Below are 17,104 nucleotides of genomic sequence, written 5' to 3'. Positions count from 1 at the left end.
CCCGAATCCATGAGAAATCCCATTCCCTTTTCCCTGCGCCCCGCCTTCGTAGCGGCCGTGGCCCTGCTGGCTGCAACGCTGCTGGGCTCGTGCTACGTGAGCCATCGGCGGCCCCATGCGGCCCAGCCCTACAGCGAGCGACAGCTCGACTCGCTCTCGTTCTTCTCCACCCATCACTACACCAACAACTACAACTTCGTGGTGCGGGCCGACAGCCTGGAGCTGCTGCGCCAGCAACCCGAGGAGTTGCTGGGCGGCATGCAGACCGATTCGTTCACCGTGTACCGCGGGGCGCACCTTGTCGTGGCCGACATCCGCATGGTGCCGGCCGACCCTGTCGACTCCGTGTGGGTGCAACTGGCCAACGATACCTCGGCCTTTGGCTGGACACGCGAGAGCCTGCTCCTGCCCCGCGTCATGCCAGACGACCCCATTTCCGAGTTCATCTCCGACTTCTCGGGCTCGCATGTCATTGTTTTCCTCGCGGTCATCGTGGTTTTTGCGGCCAGCTACCTGCTGTGGAGCATCTTCAGGCGACGGGCGCGCATCGTCCATTTCAACGACATCGACTCCTTCTATCCCACGCTGCTCTGTCTCATCGTGGCGGCATCGGCTGCGCTTTATGCCAGCATTCAGCTCTTCGCGCCGCAGATGTGGCAGCACTTCTACTTCCATCCCACGCTCAATCCTTTCAGTCTTCCGCCCGTGCTGGGCGTGTTCCTGCTGTCGGTGTGGGCCATGCTCATCGTGGCGCTGGCCGCTTTCGACGACGTGCGCCACCAGCTGCCGGCGGGCGAGGCCCTGCTCTATCTGGGCGGATTGGCCGCCGTGTGTGCCGTGAACTATATTGTGTTCAGCCTCACCGTGCTCTATTTCGTGGGCTATGTGCTGCTTGCCGGCTACGCTTTCTACGCCCTGCGGCAGTACCTGCGCCACAGCCGCGCGCCCTATCGCTGCGGCCGTTGCGGTGCGAGGATGCGGCGCAAGGGCCGGTGTCCGCACTGCGGGGCGGTCAACGAATGAGGCCGCCGCACGCCTTTCCCCCTTTCCTTTCGTTTATTTTTTGCGGACGGCGGCCAGCCATTGGCGGAATTCGCCGCTGTAACCATTGAACACATTGATGTCCACCTCGCCGTGGATGCCGCGCACGCGGCCGTCGGGGGCGAGCTGCCAAATCCACAGTTTCACGTCGGGCTTGTACTCGCCGTAGCGCGCTATCCACACCGGATAGCCGTGTTTGACGTCGGGAGCCGCGTTGAGGTATCGGTTCACGAAGAGCTGGCTGACGTAGAGCACGGGGCGCATGCCCGTTTGCCGCTCCACGATGTGCAGCCAGCTGCGCACGCGCGCCCACATGGCCGCCGGGCCTCCCATCTTTTTTACCTGGCTGGGCAGCGGCTCCAGGTCGAGCACGGGCGGCAGATCGCCCGTGCGGAAGTGGCTGTGGCGCAGAAAGTGGGCCGCCTGCTCGGCCCCCGTGCTCCGGTGGGAGAAGAAGTGGTAGCTACCCACCGGGTAGCCGTGGGCCCGCGCGGCGGCGTAGTCGGCGGCGTAGTAGCGGTTGGTGAGCGAGGTTCCTTCGGTGCTCTTGATGAAGATGAACGACACGCGGTAGTCGACGGTCCCGCTCACTTTCTTCTTCGAGAGCGAGCCCAGATGGCTGATGCGCAGCCGGCTCCAGTCGATGGTGTAGCGGCGGCGACCCCGCTCGTGCTGGTGTTTGGACAGGTCGATGCCGTAGATGCGGTCGGCGGTGTAGTGCAGTCGCTCGCCTTTATACACGTCGGCTTTCCACTCGCCCACGCGGAAGTAGCGGTGCTGCGAGGAGAAGCCGAAGCCCGTGCGCTCGTCGGCCACCCACTGCCCTTCGTAGTAGGTGCCCAGCGTGTCGCGGTAATGGCCGTAGCCGCGGGCCCGCAGCCGGCGGTCGAACTCGCCCGTGTAGACGCCCGCCGAGTCGTGGCGGGTGCCCGTCACGAGGGTGTCGTGGTCCCACACGCCGTCGATGCGGCGGCCCGACGTGTCTGTGGTCCAGCCCCGTCCCTGGCGCATGCCGCCGCGCCACGAGCCCGAATAGACCACGGTGTCGCCGCGGGTGAGCACGCCCAGCCCATCGCGCAGGCCGTGGCGCAGCTGCCCGCGGTAGGTCGTGTCGCCGCGGCGAATGGTGAACACGTCGCTCCCGGGGGCCGAACAGCCCGCCGCCAGCAGCGTCGTGAGCAGCAGCAGGGCAGCCAGAGGGTGAAAGAGGAGGGAGCGGCGGCGTCGCGTCCGCCCGTTGGGCAAATATCGAGTCATGTGTTTCTGCATATAAGAAAGGAGTGGGGCGGTCAGTCCCCGACCTGCCGCCCGGCCACCACGCCGATGAACCGGCCGTGGCGTGTAAAGGCCGCACTGCCGTCGGCAGCGAAGAGCCGCGGCAGGTCGTGGCGGCCGCGGTCGAGCCGGCCCTCGGTGAGCAGGGTGTGGCGGGGCAGCCGTGTGCCGGCCGGCACCACCGTCACGACGATGATGCGGCGGTGGGCGGGAGCCAGCCAGGGCGTGTTGCGCACGGCGTAGACCCCCCAGGGCTTCATGAAGCGGCGGGTGCGGATGATGAGGGACTCGCCCCGCCGGCCCACCTTGGTGACGGCGGGGTGGCACGACACCTGCTGCGGCCGGCCGTCGCCGTCGAACCAAGTCACGGTGTAGTCGCCGCGCTCCACCAGCCGCAGCCGGCCGCGCGTGTCCACCCGGGCCAGCCGTCGGCACACGTTGCGCAGCGAGTCGGTCTCGCGCCGCTGCCCGGCCGCATAGACTGCGATGTGCGTATAGCCCTCGTCGCGCACGCCGTGGCTGCGCAGGTAGTAGGCCAGCTCCTTGCGTTCGGTCTCCTTGCGCCCGAGCAGTGCGGCCATGGAGTCGCGCCGTGCCTCCACCCAGCGGCGCAGGTTGGCGGCTCCCCGCCAGCTCGCAGCGGTGCGCGGGCTGTGCGCGGGCTTCACGGTGAGCACGCGTCCGTCGCAGCTGGGCCACCACCAGTGGCGGTTAATCCACACGCCCTGCTGCTCCACGGTGTCGGTTTGCAGCGGTAGCGTGTCGCCGGCGGCCACGAGGCAGAGCGACTGCCGCCCCCTGACCAGGCAGGCTGCACTGCGCATGTCGGCCTCGGTGGCGGGCAGCATGCGCACGCCCAGCCACCCGCCCGCCCCGAGGGCGAGCACCGCTGCAGCCGCCCCGAGGCGGCAAAGCCATCGCCGCCTCATGGCCGGAAGAAAGTTTTGGGGGCGCTGAGGCGGCGGCGTGCCACGTCGGGGTGGCTGCCGTGCACCGTCATCACGTCCACGAAGTCCATGGAGAAGAGTCCGCGCAGGGCCCCGCCCTCGAGCGCGAGCCCCGTCCTGGTCGATTCTTGATTTGTCATTGCCTTGCAAAGTTACGCATTTTATCGCATGCTTGTCCGCTTTTCCGGCCTTTTCTCCCCTTGGGGTCAATCTTTTTTGGTACCTTTGCCCCTCCATCACCAGCACCCTTTCAGGCCATGACCCACCGTCCCCGCTCCTCCGTCCCCGCCTCCGGGCCCTCCACAGACCGCGCCATCCTGCGGCTGGCCGTGCCCTCCATCGTGAGCAACATCACGGTGCCGCTGCTCGGACTGGTGGACCTTGCCATCGTGGGCCACCTGCAGGCGCCCGGCGGCTCGGGCCGCTACATCGCCGCCATAGCCGTGGGCACGATGATATTCAACGTGATGTACTGGCTCTTCGGCTTCCTGCGCATGGGCACCAGCGGGCTCACGGCCCAGGCCCTGGGGCGTGGCGACTGGGCCGGGGTGGGGCTGTTGCTGCGGCGGTCGGTGCGCACGGCCCTCGCCATTGCGGCGTGTTTCGTGGTGTTGCAGTGGCCACTGGGGTGGCTGGCACTCACGCTTATCCACCCCTCGGCCCAGGTGTGGCCGCTGGCCGGCCGGTATTTCGACATCGTTATCTGGGGTGCCCCGGCCATGCTGACGCTCTACAGCCTGAACGGTTGGTTCGTGGGCATGCAGACCACACGCGTTCCCATGCAGGTGGCCCTGTTCCAGAACGTGGTCAATATCGTGGCTTCGGTGGCCTTCGTCTTCGGCTTGGGGCTGCGCATCGAGGGCGTGGCCCTGGGCACGCTGGTGGCCCAGTGGAGCGGTGTGGGGCTGGCGGCGTGGCATGCGCGGCGGATGTGGCGCAGCGCGGCGGCGGCCCATGGTGCGGCCCTGCGGGAGCCGGCACACGGGGCGCGGCCCTCGTTCTTCCGCGTGAACCGCGACATCTTCCTGCGCACGCTGTGCCTGGTGGCGGTGAACCTCTTCTTCACGTCGGCCGGTGCGCGGCAGGGCGACATGGTGCTGGCCGTGAACACGCTGCTCATGACCTTTTTCACGCTCTTCAGCTACGTCATGGACGGCTTTGCCTTTGCCGGCGAGGCCCTGGGCGGCCGCCTCTACGGCGCGGGCGATGGGGCCGGGCTGCGCCGCCTGGTGCGCCGTCTCTTCGTGTGGGGGGCGGGCATGATGGCGGTCTTCACGGCCGTCTACGCCCTCGGTGGCACGGGCTTTCTGGGTCTGCTCACCAGCGACGGGGCCGTGGTGCAGGCCGCCGCGGCCTATCTGCCGTGGGCCTGCCTGGTGCCCGTGGCGGGCATGGCGGCCTTTGTCTACGACGGCATCTTCATCGGTCTGGCGGCCACGCGCGGCATGCTCGTCTCCAGTGTGGCGGCCACAGCGGCTTTCTTCGCCGTCTTTGCGGGCGGGGGAATGGTGCTGGCGGGCGGTGGTGCGGGTGTGTTTCCGGCCGCCAAGGCCGCGACTTCGGCCTCCTCTCCGATGCTCAACCACTTTCTTTGGCTCGCCTTTCTCGTTTATCTGGCCGCCCGCGGCCTGTTGCAGCACCTGATTTTCAGACACGACCAGGGCCTCCGCCGGCAGCGGGTGGGGTGAGCAACTTGTTGACACAGTGTGTTTTTTTAGAAATCGTAAAGATATGCAAATCCTTTTTCTCATTATCGGACTCCTCATTGGCGCAGCCCTGACGGGACTGCTGGTACAGAACAAGCGCAAGGGCCTGGAGGCCGAACTGCTGCTGGCACGCCAGCAGACTGACTCGGAGGTCCGCCAACGTCGGGACACGGAGGCTCGCCTCGCCGCCGCCGCCGACCAGCTGGCCGCCCTGCAACAGCAGCTCACGGCCGCCAAGGTGGCCGTCAGCGCCGTGCAGGCACAGCTCGACACCGAGCGGCGGCAGCACGACGAGGAGGAGGCGCGGCGCAGCGAACGGCAGGCCCGCCTCGAAGACGAACGCCGCGAACAGCAGCTGCACCGCGAGCGGCAGCTGCAACAGCAGTTCGAGGCGCAGCTGGAAACGGTGAGGGAGCAGTTCCAGAACCTCGCCGCACGCGTGATGGACCACACCGCCGACAGGCTGAAGACGCAGAACACGGAGTCGATGCAGACGCTCACCGCTCCCCTGCGCGAGAACATCAGCAAGCTGCACGAGGCCATCGCACAAACCAATCAGGAGACGGCGCGCTCCACCGCCTCGCTGGCACAGCAGCTCAAAGCCATGGCCGAGCAGACGGAGAAGATAGACCACACGGCCAACAGGCTCACCAACGTGATGCGCGGAGGCAGCAAGATTCAGGGCAACTGGGGCGAACTCATCCTCACCGAGATACTCGAACAGAACGGTTTCCGCGAGGGAGTGAACTACGACGTGCAGCAGACGCTCACCGACGAACGTGGACAGGCGCTCACCAACGACGAGAGCGGCCGCCGCATGATACCCGACGTGGTCCTGCATTATCCCAAGAACGAGGACGTGATTATCGATGCAAAGATGTCCATCGAGGCCTACGAGCAGTATGTCAACACCGACAGCGAGGCCCTGCGCAAGAAGTATGCCGACGACCTGGTGCGCAGCATCCGCACGCAGTTCATGGGGCTGGCGCGCCGCGACTACAGCAGCTACGTGCGGCCGCCGCGCCATGCCATCGACTTCGTCATCATGTTCGTGCCCAACGAGGGGGCGCTGCAGCTGGCCCTGGCTACCGACAAGCGGCTGTGGAGCGAGGCCTTCGAGCGGCATGTGTTCATCACTTCGCAGCAGAATCTGATGGCTATCCTGAAGATGATCGAGGTGGCGTGGCGGCAGTACACGCAGACGGAGAACCAGCTGCGGGTGTACAGCCTGGCCGAGGAACTGCTCAAACGGGTGGGCGAGTTCATCAAGCGGTTCGACAAGGTGAAGCGCGACATCGAGACCTTGGGCAAGGACTACGAGGACGCTTACAACAAGGCCTACACCGGTCGGCAGAGCATTGTGCAGAAAGCCAACGAGCTGAAGCAGCTCGGGGTCAAGGAGTCGGGCAACCAACCCATCCCCGAAGCAGAGGTGGAGCTGGCGTAGAGCCGCCCCGCCCCTCGCCTCACGCTGCGCCCTTTGTTCTTTGCACGCCGGGACATGTGTTTTTGCACGCCAAGACCATCGTTGCTGCACGCAGAGACATGTGTTTTTGCACGCAGAGACGCGGAGGCAGGGAGGACAGCCCGACAGGCTTTGCCAGAGAGGCCGTGGAGGCTGGGAGGGAAAGGAGGAGAGGGAGACAGGGCTGCGCATGGGTGTTTAGACAGAACAACATATTGAACATATGGCTGCGCGGTGAGAGTTCTCACAGATTTCGCAGATTACACAGATGCTGCGCGGTGGATGTTTGGACGTAACTACATAGCTGACAAATGGTTGCACGATGTTTTTTTGGACATAATTACATACAAAACAAATGGCTGTGCGATGACGGTGTAGCGGCGGGATGATTTCGGCGTAATCGCCGTGCGGTTACGCCGAAATCGCCTCGCGTTGACGGTGTAATGGTCGGACGAAAACGGGGAAACGGCGATGAGGCAAACCGAAAGAACCGCGGTAGAAATATAGGCACATATCCCGCGTGTGTCCGCCAACCCCTTTCTTTTTTCGGACAAACAGATCGTATGTTGCTACAATTTGTCGACAAATCCGTGATTTGTCGCGCCCTTTTATGCCTGTCCCCGTCATTCCCTTTTCGGACATACAGTGCGTATGTTCCTACAATTATAGTGCGTATGTTCCTACAATTATAGTGCGTATATCCTACAATTACAGCGCATATATCCCTACAATTGGATGGAGAAAAATGGGGAACGGTGGGGCAAAACCAATGGTTTTGCCCCACCGTTCTTTTTTGTAGGTCTGCCGTCGGGCTGTCAGAATCTTCACCGCGCAGCCATCTGTTTTATATGTAGTTCTGTCTAAACAACCGCCGCGGAGCCATTTGTTCAATATGTTGTTCTGTCCAACCACCCATCGCGGAGCCATCTGCCAAGCATATTGTTTAGTTCAAACAGCCATCGCGCAGCATCTGTGTAATCTGTGAAATCTGTGAGAGCTTTCACTGCGCAGCCATATGTTCAATATGTTGTTCTGTCTAAACACCTATGTGCAGCCCTGTCTCCCTCTCCTCTTTTCCCTCCCAGCCTCTGCGGTCTGTCGTGCGGAGCCTGTGGGGTTGTCCTCCTTGTCTCCGCGTCTCTGCGTGCAAAAACACATGTCTCTGCGTGCGGTAACGATGGTCTTGGCGTGCGAAGACGCGTGTCCCGGCGTGCGGGGCAGCGGGGACGGCGTGAGGAGCGGGGGCTCCTACTACTCGAAAGGCACTACGCTGTCGGCCTGTCGGTTCTTGACGAGGACGCGGTTCATGTTGTGGGTGACGGTCACCGTGCGCGTCTCCTCGTCGATGGTGAAGTCGTCCATGCCCTGGTTGGTGGGGATGAACGCGGGGATGCGGGCCTCGGTGTAGTCCTCGCCGTGTGCGGCGTGGGCCGCCTCGACCTCGCACAGCGGCAGACGGATGCCCAGATCGGCCACCCGACGGCCCTCGCCGAAGAAGATTTCCTGCCGCATGAGGTAGAGCAACTCCAGCGCGGCGTCGTGTGTGGCGAGGCCGTCGATCATGGACTGCGTCACCGACGTGCCCGAGATGTAGGGGATGTCGATGAGTGCCGGTGCCTGCCTGTCGACGATGAGGCCGCTGCGCAGCGAGTCGGAGGCCGAGGCGCGCACGCGGTAGTCGGCCCGTTTGGGGTAGACGCGGTACATGCCGTTGTCGCGTTTCTCCAGCTGATCGTTCACGCCCTTGGCCACGGGGCGGCTATTGACGAGCTGCAGCAGCCGGCCGAGTGTGGCCTTGGCCCCCGTGAGGTCGGCCTCGGCGAGTTGTGCCTCGGCCAGGATGAGCCAGGCCTCCTCGGCCTTGGCCAGGGTGATGGGACGCTGCTCGGTGCTGGTGCGCTGGAAATACTTGGGGTCGAGGAAGTCGAGGCGCGGCAGCGGCTGGAACCATGTGCCCCATATCGCCTCCTGTGCGGCATTGTTCACGTTGTTCTCGCCGTCGAAGGAGACCTGGCGAACAAAGTCACTGCTCTGGGCCAGTGCCTCGCGGGCCATGGCCACGGCACTGTCCTTTTGTCCCAGCATGCGCCATGCCCGTGCGGCCAGCGTGGCCACGAAGGCGCGCTGCGAGGCCGAGTCGGCCGAGGCGCGGGCTTGTGCCAGCGTGTGCAGGGCCGCCCGGAGGTGGTCGGCCCAGGGGCGTGCCTCGCCGCCCGACTGCAGGGGCAGGCCGGTGAAGGTCTCGCCGGCCAGCAGCTGTCCGTAGGCTTTAATGCTGTAGAGCTCGAACTGCTGGCTGCGCGTGGGGGCCTGGCGGGCGGCCACGGTGGTGAGTCCATAGTCGGCCATCTCGCGCAGGGTGGCCACGCTGCGCTGCATGGTGGCGATGTCGGTGTCGGTGTGGAGCAGGCGCGGGAAGTCGAACGCCTTGCTGCTGCGCGAGTGGTTGTTGAAGTAGTTGTCCGAGAGAATCTCGGCAAACTGGCACCACTTGCCGATGGCCGTGGCCGTCTTCATGCGTGTGCCGGCCACCCAAGCGTCCATGGCGTCGGCCGAGCGGAGGAAGGTGTCCTCGTCGACGTTGGGGTTGACGATGCTTTCCGGCTGCACCAGCTGGCAGGCGTTGAGCCCCAGCAGGGCAGCGGACAGGAGGGTATGGTGTAGGAATCTCATGATGTCGGGTGATAAGAATGAGGAATATGAGGATTAGAAATTGATGGCTGCCGACAGCACATACTGGCGGGGCGCGGAGAAAGTGGAGTAGTTGAAGCCCGCCGTGGCCACGGCTCCCTGCGAGTGTGCGCCCGAGAGGAGGGCCTCGGGGTCTACCGAGGCGGCGGTGAAGGCCAGCGGGTTGTAGAGGTGCAGCCCCAGGTCGACGCTGCGCACGGGGCCGTGGTGCAGGGTGATGGTGTAGTCCAGCGAGATGGTTCGTATCTTCAGGAAGTCGGCTTTCTCGACGAAGAAGTTGGTGAAGTCGAGCCATCCCTTGGCCCGGGTGGTGCCGGCCAGGGCGGCGTCGGGGATGGCCGGGTCGGCCACGCCGCGGGCAAAGCGGAACTGCCGGTCGAAGGAATGGACGTAGCTGCCCGTCTGGTAGTCGCCGGTGACGAGGAGGCTGAGCTTCTGCCACGAGAGGTTGAGCGAGAAGTTGCCGTAGAGGGTGGGCAGCGTGGTGCCCAGGTCTTGCAGGTATTGGGTGGAGGCCACGGTGCCGTCGGCGTTGAGTGTGGTCTTCGAGCCGCGCAGTATGCCCACGGGCTTGCCCTGCTCGACCACGGTCTCGATGGTGCGTGCAGAGAAGCCACCGATGTTGAACGGCACGGCGCCGCCCGTGCTCAGCACGCAGTTGTCGTTGGTGTTGAGCGAGGCACGCAGCGCGCCTTTCCAGTGACGGGTGCGCAGGAAGTTGACGCCGAGGTTGAGTTCCACGCCGCGGTTGCGTATCTCGCCCACGTTGGCCAGATAGCTCGAGGCCTGTCCCGACGAGGGAAGCGTGGGCAGCGAGAAGAGGGCGCCCTTGGTGAGGGAGTAGTACCAGGTGAAGCCCACCGAGAGTCTGTCGTTCAGCAGCGAGGCCACGAGCCCCAGCTCGTAGGCGTGCTTGCGCTCAGGGCCCAGGTCGGCATTGCCGTAATTGCCGAAGGCGGCCGCCTGGCGGCCCTGGAACGAGGCCACGGAAACGGTCTTCTGATAGGCAAAGGCGGGCGGGTAGGTGCCGGCCACGCCGTAGTTGGCAAAGACTTTGGCCGAGCGCACCCAGCCGTGACGGGTGAGGGGCTCCAGGAAAGGCTCGTCGGAGAGCACGTAGGAGAGGCCCACTTTGGGGTAGGCCTGCCAGCCCACGTTGTCGCCGAAGGCCGTGTTGTAGTCCACGCGCAGACCCAGGTCGAGGTAGTAACGGTTGGCCAGGCCCAGGTTGTCCTGCAGGTAGAAGCCGTAGTTGTTGAGGTAGCTCAGCCACTCGTCGGCCATCTGCGTGGCGGCGCCGGTGAGCACTTGCGCGCCGTCGCGCACGCCCTTGCCCACGTAGAGCGACTGGTGGTCGCGGGTGTTGAAGTACTGGAATCCGCCGGTGAGGATGTTGCTCAGCGCGTTGCGGTAGAGCTTGTACTGGCCGTTGAGGTCGGCCGTGACGCCGAAATAGTTGCGGTCGTAGTTGGCAATGCTGCCTGCATCAGTGGTTCCAGCGGGCTTCACCTGCGTGTGGATGAGGTAGGCATTGGTCTCAATGTTCTTGTCGGTATTGTACCGATAGTCCACGCCGAAGAGGCCCTTGAGGGTGAGATTGCGCAGCGGCGTGAGCGTGAACTGCTGTGAAGTCTGGAAGCGTTTCACGCTCTCCTTGTTGTTTTGCAGGGCTTCGGCGCGGTCCACGAAAGCGCGCATCTGTGCCCACTGCTGGTCGTCGGCCGCGTCGATGTCGGCTCCGAACTTGCGTCGGCGGCCGTCGGCGTCGGTATAGGCGAAGTAGGCGGCCGTGCTGCCCTCGGCAAACCACAGGCCGGTGTAGTTGCCGTCGTTGCCGTTGCGCGAGCGGCGGAAGTCGGCGGCAGCCAGTCCGAAGGAGTTCTGATACTCCAGCAGGCGGTTGATGCGCAGGTGCGAGCCGAAGCGCAACTCGTATTTCTTCGACTCGTTGCCGTTGTGAATCACGATGCCCGTGCCGCGGCTCATGCTGGCGCCGAGGCTGTATCCGGCGCGGTCGGTGCCGCCCGAGAAGGCGAGGCGGTACTTCTGCGTGTAGCCGGTCTGGTTGAGCAGCTGCTTGGTGCGGCGGAAATGGTAGAACTGCGACGTGGCCTCGTCGATGCCAAGTTCCACTCCCGCGCTGCCCGCGAAGCGGCCCTTGCCGCCCTTGCGGGTGAAGATCTGGATGACGCCGTTGCCGGCATCCGAGCCGTAGAGCGTGGTGGCCGCGCCGCCCGGCACGTATTCGATGTGGTCGATGTTCTCCATCGGGATGTCGGCGATGGAGCCCGAGGCGGCGGCCTGGCCGTCTACGTTGCCGCCGAGCACGGTCTCGGCGAACTTGTTGGAGAGGGTGGTGCCGGTGTTGAGATTGTCCATTCGCACGCCGTCCACATAGATGACGGGGGTGGAATTGACCAGTGCCGACGACAGGCCGCGCGCCTTAATCATCGACGTGGTGCCGGGCTGGCCGCTGGTTATGGTGAACTGAACGTTGGGGAGCAGCGTCTGCAACTGCTGGTCGAGACGGCCGCCGGGCATGTGGGCCAGCTGTGAGGCCGAGACGGTGGTGACTTCCGACGACAGCCGCCGCTTCTGAATGGCGCTGCCTTGGCCCGTGACCACCACCTCGTTCAGGTTCACGGGATTCTTGTAGGCTACGGTGTCTTGGATTGTTTTAGCATCACTCCGGCCTTCGGCAAACAGGGCCGCGGGCATCAGGAGCGGGCATGCCGACAGGGCCATCACGGACGTTTGTCGGGCTTTTTTGCATAAATTTTTCATCCTGAGTATTGTCTAAAGCGGCTGCAAAGTTAGGTATATTGTGCGATTGGACCAAGGAAAAGGGCAAAATTATTCCCTTTTCGGAATGGCATTGACGGGGCGAACGATGCGTATTTGTACAATAATCAGGTAATTATATACGGTTTTTCGCTCTGCGTCCGGCCGTAAAAACAACAGCGCACGACGCTGCCAAAGACAACAAAAACAACAAAAAACAACGGGAAATGCTGGGTCGTGACGTTGTTTTTTGTTTTATATCACCGCTATCCCACCAGGGCTTCCATGGACGGCACGACGATGCGGCTGCGCCCGAGCGTGAGCAGTCCGTCGGCCTGCAGGGCGTTGAGCACCTGCGACACGCGGAGGCGGGTGTCGTTGAGTTCGGCTGCCAGCCGGCGCATCTTGATGTGGAACACCTTGTGTCCGCCGGGATAGAGGCAGTGGTCGGCGAAGAACCGGCGCACGCGGTGGTCGAGATCGTGGGGCAGACTGCGCCAAGGGGTGTGGCGTTGCTTCTGCAAGGCGGTGGAGAGGAGGTTGAGCAGGTTGAGGCGTAAGATGAGCGAGGAGGCCGTGAGACGCAGCGTTTCGTTCTTGTCGATGCTGATGAGGCTGCACGGCGTGAGGGCCGCGAAGGTGCTGGTGTGGCGTTGGGACAGGCCGAACACCAGTTCGGGCTGCAGCGTGAAAGGCGCGCGCAGCTGCTCGCTGACGGCGTAGCCGCGGTCGTCGGCCGTGGTGACGGCCTCCATCAGGCCGTCGACGAGCAGCAACAACCGGCCGCAACGGTCGCCTTCGGCCACGATAGGGTGGCCGGGCGCAGCCTTGATGAAGTCGAAGCGCGTCTGCGTGACGATGCGTTCGAGCTCGTCACGGCTCATGCCGGTGAAGAGCGGCTGGCTCGTGAGCTTGGTGTAGAGGCCGAGGTTTTCCATGCGCGGGGTGGGTGTGGCGGCGGCGGGCCTACTTCACAATCTTGTCTTTGAGCGTGGGCGAGAACCAAACCTGGTTGCGGCCCTGCGCGTCGGCATAGATGAAATAGGCCATGAGCTCGGGGTGGCGGGCCAGGATGCGGCGTGCACCGTCGAGTCCTGTCACCATGAACGCCGTGGCATAGGCGTCGGCCGTGGCGCAGTTGTCGGCAAGAACGGTGGCCGAAAGGATGTTGTGCTGCACGGGGCGGCCCGTCTTCGGGTCGATGGTGTGGGCGTATTTGCGGCCGTTCTTGTAGTAGAAGTTGCGGTAGTTGCCGCTGGTGGCCATGGCCTTGTCGGTGACGTTGAGCACGGTTTGCAGCTCCTGGTTCTGCTGCAGGGAGTCGTCCGTGGGCTTGGTGACGCCTATCTTCCACGGCACGCGCTTCTCGCTGATGCCGCGCGAGACGATCTCTCCGCCTATCTCTACCATGAAGTTGGCGACGCCCTGGCGGCGCAGGTAGGCGGCCACCACGTCGGAGCCATAGCCTTTGGCGATGGCCGAACAGTCGAGCATGATGCGCGGGTCGGCCTTGACGACGCGGCCTCCGCTCAGTCTCACCTTGCGGTAGCCCACGATGGCGCGCAGCGAATCGATGGCCTGGGGCGAGGGGGCACGCCCCTGCTTGAAGCCGAAGCCCCAGGCATTGACCATCGGGGCCACGGTGATGTCGAAGGCTCCGTCGGTTTCGCGTGACACCTCCTCGGCCAGCGTGAACACCCGAACGAACATATCGTTGAGGCGTGTGGGCTCGTTTCGGTTCACGTGGGAGATGATGGACTGCTCGTTGAAAGGGGAGAGCGCGCTGTCCACACGCTGCATTTCGGCCACGATGCCGGGGTGCAGGTCGCGGTCGCTCTGGTAGGTGACGTGGTAAACGGTGCCGAAAATGAAGCCCTCGTCGTGCTGATAGGGCATGCTGCGCTGGTGCGAGATGATGAGAATGGTGCCTACGATGAGCAGCAGGAGGAACGGAACCTGCCAGGCCAGCTGTTTCTTTTGCTTCTTTTCCATGAGTCGTGGGTGGTGGCTTTCACCTTATTATATATAGGTGCGCTGTTTGTTGCGGATGCGTGCGCCGCCTTGCGGCGCGGGCGTTCAGAACTCGAGCATCAGCTCGAACGTGCCGCCGATGCGGCTTCCGCCCTGCTTTCCGAATCCGGGCACGTACCAGGTGTTGCCCAGCGAGCCGTCGTTGTGGACGAGCCGACGCTGGTAGCGGGCCGTCCAGCCCAGGTGGACGGGGCCCCAGATACGGGCGTCGACACCCGCGAGCAGCTCCAACCAGTGGCAGTTGGCCTTGATGCCGGCGAAGCGGAAAGGGGAACGGCCGCCCCAGACAGGGTCGATGAGGTCGGGGTGGGACAGGTCGAACTTGAAGTAAGTAAGGGCATAACGCGCACCTGCATAGACGCGGTAGATGTCGTGTTTGTTCTTCATGATGTTGAAGTCCACGCCCATTTTGAGGTAGGGTGCCGAGGTTTTGTAGCCGGTCTGCGTCACGATGTCGTGGTGGTCGGCCGTGCCGAGGCCCAGCTCGACGGTGGGAAAGTACTTGTCCTTGAGGTTCACGCGCACGCCGGCTTCGAGCTGTCCGTAGTCGGACACGGCGCGCTGGATGAGCCCCACAAGGTCGGCCTTGACCTGAAAGCCGCGGTAGAGGGGGATGGAATCGTCCATCTGCTGCTGCCGCAACCGCTCCTGGGCCTCCTGACGGGAGCGCGAACCCTGCGCCCCGACCGCCATGACGGCCCCGAAGAGCAGCAGGCTAATAGCGATGCTCCTTGAAAAAGACGTGCAGATGCTTGGGCGTAGGGTCATAGGTCACTTCTTGATGATGGATGACAACCGAGTCGAGGGCGTGGCGTGTGAACGTCACTCCGGTGAGCGTGTGGAAGTAATTGAGCCCGCAGTCCACCGACTCGAAGTGGGGATGGTTGGTTTTTCGGAGGCGAATGGTGTCCATCGTGGCGTTGGTGCGCAGGTAGAACACGTCCTCGTCCTGCACGTAGCTCATGGGCAACGAGAAGCTGTCGGTACCCACTTGACGGTTGATAATCACCGAGTCGAAGCCGTTCTGGCGGGTGGTTGATATGGTGAGCGTGTCGGGCAGGGTGGTTACCCGGCCCATGAGTTTGTAGTTGGCGTAGACCGTATTGTTGAGCGGACAGTCCACACTGGAGCATGCTGCCGTGACGAGCACGGCCAGCAACATGCCTGCGGACAGCCAGCGCTGGTGATGGGAGTGTGCCATAGGAGGGATGTTTTCAGCCTATCTGGGCCTCGATCTGGTAGTCATTGCGGCTCGGATTCTGGCGACTCACGAGGTCGCCGATGAATCCGGCCAGGAAAAACTGGGAGCCAAGCAGCAGCGCCGTGAGGGCAATGTAGAACGAGGCGTGGTTGGAAAGCAGGTCGCCATAGGCTCCGTGGCACAGGTCGACGGCCTTCTCGATGCCCAGCCAGCACAGGGCCACGAAGCCGATGAAGAAGATAAAGCTGCCGATGAGCCCGAACACGTGCATGGGCTTCTTGCCGAAGTTGGTGAGAAACCAGAGCGTGAGCAGGTCCAGATAGCCGTTGAAGAAGCGGTTGATGCCAAACTTCGACGAGCCGTACTTGCGTGCTTGATGGTGCACCACCTTTTCGCCGATCTTGTCGAAGCCGGCATTCTTGGCCAGATAAGGGATGTAACGGTGCATCTCGCCGTAGACTTCGATGTTCTTCACCACGTCGCGGCGGTAGGCTTTGAGGCCGCAATTGAAGTCGTGCAGGTTGTGAATGCCCGAGATTTTGCGTGCCGTGGCGTTGAAGAGCTTGGTGGGAATGGTCTTGGTGAGGGGGTCGTAGCGTTTCTGTTTGTAGCCCGACACGAGGTCGTAGCCCTCGTCAACGATCATGCGGTAGAGGGCGGGAATCTCGTCGGGAGAGTCTTGCAGGTCGGCGTCCATGGTGACAACCACGTCGCCCTGGGCCTTGTTGAAGCCGCAATAGAGGGCCGGACTCTTGCCGTAGTTGCGTCGGAACTTGATGCCGTGCACGTTCCCGTCCTCGCGTGCGAGCCGCTCGATGACCTCCCAGGAGCGGTCGGTGGAGCCGTCGTTGACGAAGATAATTTCGTAGGTGTAGCCGTGGGCGGCCATCACGCGCCGTATCCAGGCGTGGAGTTCGGGCAGGGACTCGTCCTCATTGTAGAGAGGCACAACAACCGATATATCCATATAGACAGTGTATAGAGCATTAAGAATGTGGGGCGCGGCGGCAGACCAGGGCGATGGGGAAGCCGAGCACGGCACCTGAGAAGATGTTCTGCATCATGAAGATGAAGGCCAGTTCGATGGGCGACAGCTGGCCGACGAGCGTCATGGCCTGACGCAACTCGCCCAGTTGCCGGGCCGTGGCTGCGCCGTTGGCCCGGTAGACCTCCTCGAGCGCCTTGATGCTGGTCACGAGCATGCCCATCATTGCCCCGTGGTCGAAGTAGCGGAAGTAGACGTATTGCGCCACGGCGAAGAGCAGGGAAGCATAGAAAAAGGTGAACCACGAGAACGCCAGGCCGCGCCTAAAGGAGATGAAGCCGCCGAGGGCATGGTTGCGAAAGCGGACGAGCAGCCAGCCCACGAAGAACGGGGTGGCCAAGGCCAGCAGCCCTCCCAGCGACGAGGCGGGTGCCAGCACCATGAGCAGGAAGCTGCACAGCCACAGCAGGGCCAGGAAAACACCGTCCTGACGGGCAAAGGCCTTGACCTGCACCAGTGCGGATACATTCATTATCATGGCTGCAAAGGTACGCATTTTATGCGATAACGGCGTGCACGCCCCGCCGGTTGTTTCCCAATTAATGTTAAATCGAGGCGGATTTTGCGGGCCGTCTGCCCGTTTTCGGGTGGAAAGCCTTACCTTTGCAACCGCTAATGCAAACACGGGCAAGTCTCTTACGGCCAGCTCCCTCGGAATCCCCCAGGGCGGGAACGCAGCAAGGGTACTTGGTTGTAGCGGCGCGATAAGAACCGCTTGCCCACCCGCCTCTTTAGCTCAGTTGGCCAGAGCACGTGATTTGTAATCTCGGGGTCGTTGGTTCGAATCCGACAAGAGGCTCACCCATTCTCCGCCTTTTTCTTTTTGCCGGTAGGCGCGCCACGCCCTTGCAAGGGTGTCGGGAGGCGTTCGGGCCGGGGTCTGGAAAGGCCCAAACAAAAGAGGTTGGTGCAGGAAGCTAC

14 protein-coding genes and 1 tRNA gene are annotated in these 17,104 nt (G+C 63.3%); 4 read left to right on the top strand and 11 right to left on the bottom strand.

Annotated features, from left to right (window positions below):
- Positions 1–9: 9 nt before the first annotated feature.
- Positions 10–1,023, top strand: coding sequence for a hypothetical protein (locus PREDE_RS10270; protein ID WP_005847165.1), 1,014 nt, complete (start codon positions 10–12; stop codon positions 1,021–1,023).
- A 33-nt stretch (positions 1,024–1,056) separates the two neighbouring features.
- On the opposite strand, the gene PREDE_RS10265 is transcribed toward PREDE_RS10270, so the two are convergent.
- From PREDE_RS10265 to PREDE_RS14090, 3 genes are read right to left on the bottom strand one after another with little or no spacing between them, the layout of a single operon-like run.
- The gene (locus PREDE_RS10265; protein WP_015310459.1) at positions 1,057–2,298 is read right to left on the bottom strand and encodes a GH25 family lysozyme; all 1,242 of its coding nucleotides are present in this window, start codon (positions 2,296–2,298) and stop codon (positions 1,057–1,059) included.
- Positions 2,299–2,330: 32 nt separating this feature from the next.
- Complete coding sequence (locus PREDE_RS10260) at positions 2,331–3,245, bottom strand: hypothetical protein (protein ID WP_005847159.1); 915 nt, start codon at positions 3,243–3,245, stop codon at positions 2,331–2,333.
- On the bottom strand, positions 3,242–3,403 hold the full coding sequence (locus PREDE_RS14090; protein WP_005847157.1) for a hypothetical protein: 162 nt from the start codon (positions 3,401–3,403) through the stop codon (positions 3,242–3,244). The genes PREDE_RS10260 and PREDE_RS14090 overlap by 4 nt, the downstream gene beginning before the upstream one ends.
- Before the next feature lie 117 nt (positions 3,404–3,520).
- Between PREDE_RS14090 and PREDE_RS10255 the strand changes: the two genes are divergently transcribed.
- Both PREDE_RS10255 and rmuC read left to right on the top strand, forming a co-directional pair.
- The gene (locus PREDE_RS10255; protein ID WP_005847155.1) at positions 3,521–4,951 is read left to right on the top strand and encodes an MATE family efflux transporter; all 1,431 of its coding nucleotides are present in this window, start codon (positions 3,521–3,523) and stop codon (positions 4,949–4,951) included.
- Between the two features lie 43 nt (positions 4,952–4,994).
- A complete protein-coding gene (rmuC, locus tag PREDE_RS10250) occupies positions 4,995–6,416 on the top strand; it encodes a DNA recombination protein RmuC (RefSeq protein WP_005847153.1) in 1,422 nt (473 codons plus the stop codon).
- 1,269 nt (positions 6,417–7,685) lie between these two features.
- On the opposite strand, the gene PREDE_RS10245 is transcribed toward rmuC, so the two are convergent.
- The 8 genes from PREDE_RS10245 to PREDE_RS10210 form a co-directional block, all read right to left on the bottom strand.
- A complete protein-coding gene (locus PREDE_RS10245) occupies positions 7,686–9,107 on the bottom strand; it encodes a hypothetical protein (RefSeq protein ID WP_005847147.1) in 1,422 nt (473 codons plus the stop codon).
- A 33-nt stretch (positions 9,108–9,140) separates the two neighbouring features.
- Entirely contained in the window at positions 9,141–11,870 is a 2,730-nt protein-coding gene (locus PREDE_RS10240) for a TonB-dependent receptor domain-containing protein (protein ID WP_005847145.1), read from the bottom strand.
- Between the two features lie 302 nt (positions 11,871–12,172).
- Positions 12,173–12,844: a Crp/Fnr family transcriptional regulator gene (locus tag PREDE_RS10235; protein ID WP_005847143.1), complete on the bottom strand. Its 672-nt coding sequence runs from the start codon at positions 12,842–12,844 to the stop codon at positions 12,173–12,175.
- A 28-nt stretch (positions 12,845–12,872) separates the two neighbouring features.
- On the bottom strand, positions 12,873–13,898 hold the full coding sequence (locus tag PREDE_RS10230) for an FAD:protein FMN transferase (RefSeq protein ID WP_005847141.1): 1,026 nt from the start codon (positions 13,896–13,898) through the stop codon (positions 12,873–12,875).
- An 84-nt stretch (positions 13,899–13,982) separates the two neighbouring features.
- Entirely contained in the window at positions 13,983–14,705 is a 723-nt protein-coding gene (locus PREDE_RS10225) for a DUF6048 family protein (protein WP_005847139.1), read from the bottom strand.
- Entirely contained in the window at positions 14,653–15,138 is a 486-nt protein-coding gene (locus PREDE_RS10220; protein ID WP_015310457.1) for a DUF6452 family protein, read from the bottom strand. The genes PREDE_RS10225 and PREDE_RS10220 overlap by 53 nt, the downstream gene beginning before the upstream one ends.
- Before the next feature lie 13 nt (positions 15,139–15,151).
- A complete protein-coding gene (locus PREDE_RS10215; protein WP_005847136.1) occupies positions 15,152–16,105 on the bottom strand; it encodes a glycosyltransferase family 2 protein in 954 nt (317 codons plus the stop codon).
- A gap of 19 nt (positions 16,106–16,124) precedes the next feature.
- Positions 16,125–16,661: a DUF4199 domain-containing protein gene (locus PREDE_RS10210; RefSeq protein WP_235777524.1), complete on the bottom strand. Its 537-nt coding sequence runs from the start codon at positions 16,659–16,661 to the stop codon at positions 16,125–16,127.
- 247 nt (positions 16,662–16,908) lie between these two features.
- Here PREDE_RS10210 and PREDE_RS10205 point away from each other — a divergent pair.
- Positions 16,909–16,982, top strand: a tRNA-Thr gene (locus PREDE_RS10205).
- The last annotated feature ends 122 nt before the right edge of the window (positions 16,983–17,104 follow it).

The organism is Prevotella dentalis DSM 3688 (genome assembly GCF_000242335.1).
GTDB lineage: Bacteria > Bacteroidota > Bacteroidia > Bacteroidales > Bacteroidaceae > Prevotella > Prevotella seregens.
This window is presented reverse-complemented; position numbering and strand designations above follow the sequence as displayed.

What these genes read in the sequence shown, in the direction of transcription:
- PREDE_RS10230 (WP_005847141.1), bottom strand. Translation starts at nt 13,898, where the DNA reads ATGGAAAAGAAGCAAAAGAAACAGCTGGCCTGGCAGGTTCCGTTCCTC.
- PREDE_RS10210 (WP_235777524.1), bottom strand. Translation starts at nt 16,661, where the DNA reads ATGATAATGAATGTATCCGCACTGGTGCAGGTCAAGGCCTTTGCCCGT.
- PREDE_RS10255 (WP_005847155.1), top strand. Translation starts at nt 3,521, where the DNA reads ATGACCCACCGTCCCCGCTCCTCCGTCCCCGCCTCCGGGCCCTCCACA.
- PREDE_RS14090 (WP_005847157.1), bottom strand. Translation starts at nt 3,403, where the DNA reads ATGACAAATCAAGAATCGACCAGGACGGGGCTCGCGCTCGAGGGCGGG.
- PREDE_RS10225 (WP_005847139.1), bottom strand. Translation starts at nt 14,705, where the DNA reads ATGACCCTACGCCCAAGCATCTGCACGTCTTTTTCAAGGAGCATCGCT.
- PREDE_RS10240 (WP_005847145.1), bottom strand. Translation starts at nt 11,870, where the DNA reads ATGGCCCTGTCGGCATGCCCGCTCCTGATGCCCGCGGCCCTGTTTGCC.
- PREDE_RS10215 (WP_005847136.1), bottom strand. Translation starts at nt 16,105, where the DNA reads ATGGATATATCGGTTGTTGTGCCTCTCTACAATGAGGACGAGTCCCTG.
- PREDE_RS10235 (WP_005847143.1), bottom strand. Translation starts at nt 12,844, where the DNA reads ATGGAAAACCTCGGCCTCTACACCAAGCTCACGAGCCAGCCGCTCTTC.
- rmuC (WP_005847153.1), top strand. Translation starts at nt 4,995, where the DNA reads ATGCAAATCCTTTTTCTCATTATCGGACTCCTCATTGGCGCAGCCCTG.
- PREDE_RS10270 (WP_005847165.1), top strand. Translation starts at nt 10, where the DNA reads ATGAGAAATCCCATTCCCTTTTCCCTGCGCCCCGCCTTCGTAGCGGCC.
- PREDE_RS10265 (WP_015310459.1), bottom strand. Translation starts at nt 2,298, where the DNA reads ATGACTCGATATTTGCCCAACGGGCGGACGCGACGCCGCCGCTCCCTC.
- PREDE_RS10220 (WP_015310457.1), bottom strand. Translation starts at nt 15,138, where the DNA reads ATGGCACACTCCCATCACCAGCGCTGGCTGTCCGCAGGCATGTTGCTG.
- PREDE_RS10260 (WP_005847159.1), bottom strand. Translation starts at nt 3,245, where the DNA reads ATGAGGCGGCGATGGCTTTGCCGCCTCGGGGCGGCTGCAGCGGTGCTC.
- PREDE_RS10245 (WP_005847147.1), bottom strand. Translation starts at nt 9,107, where the DNA reads ATGAGATTCCTACACCATACCCTCCTGTCCGCTGCCCTGCTGGGGCTC.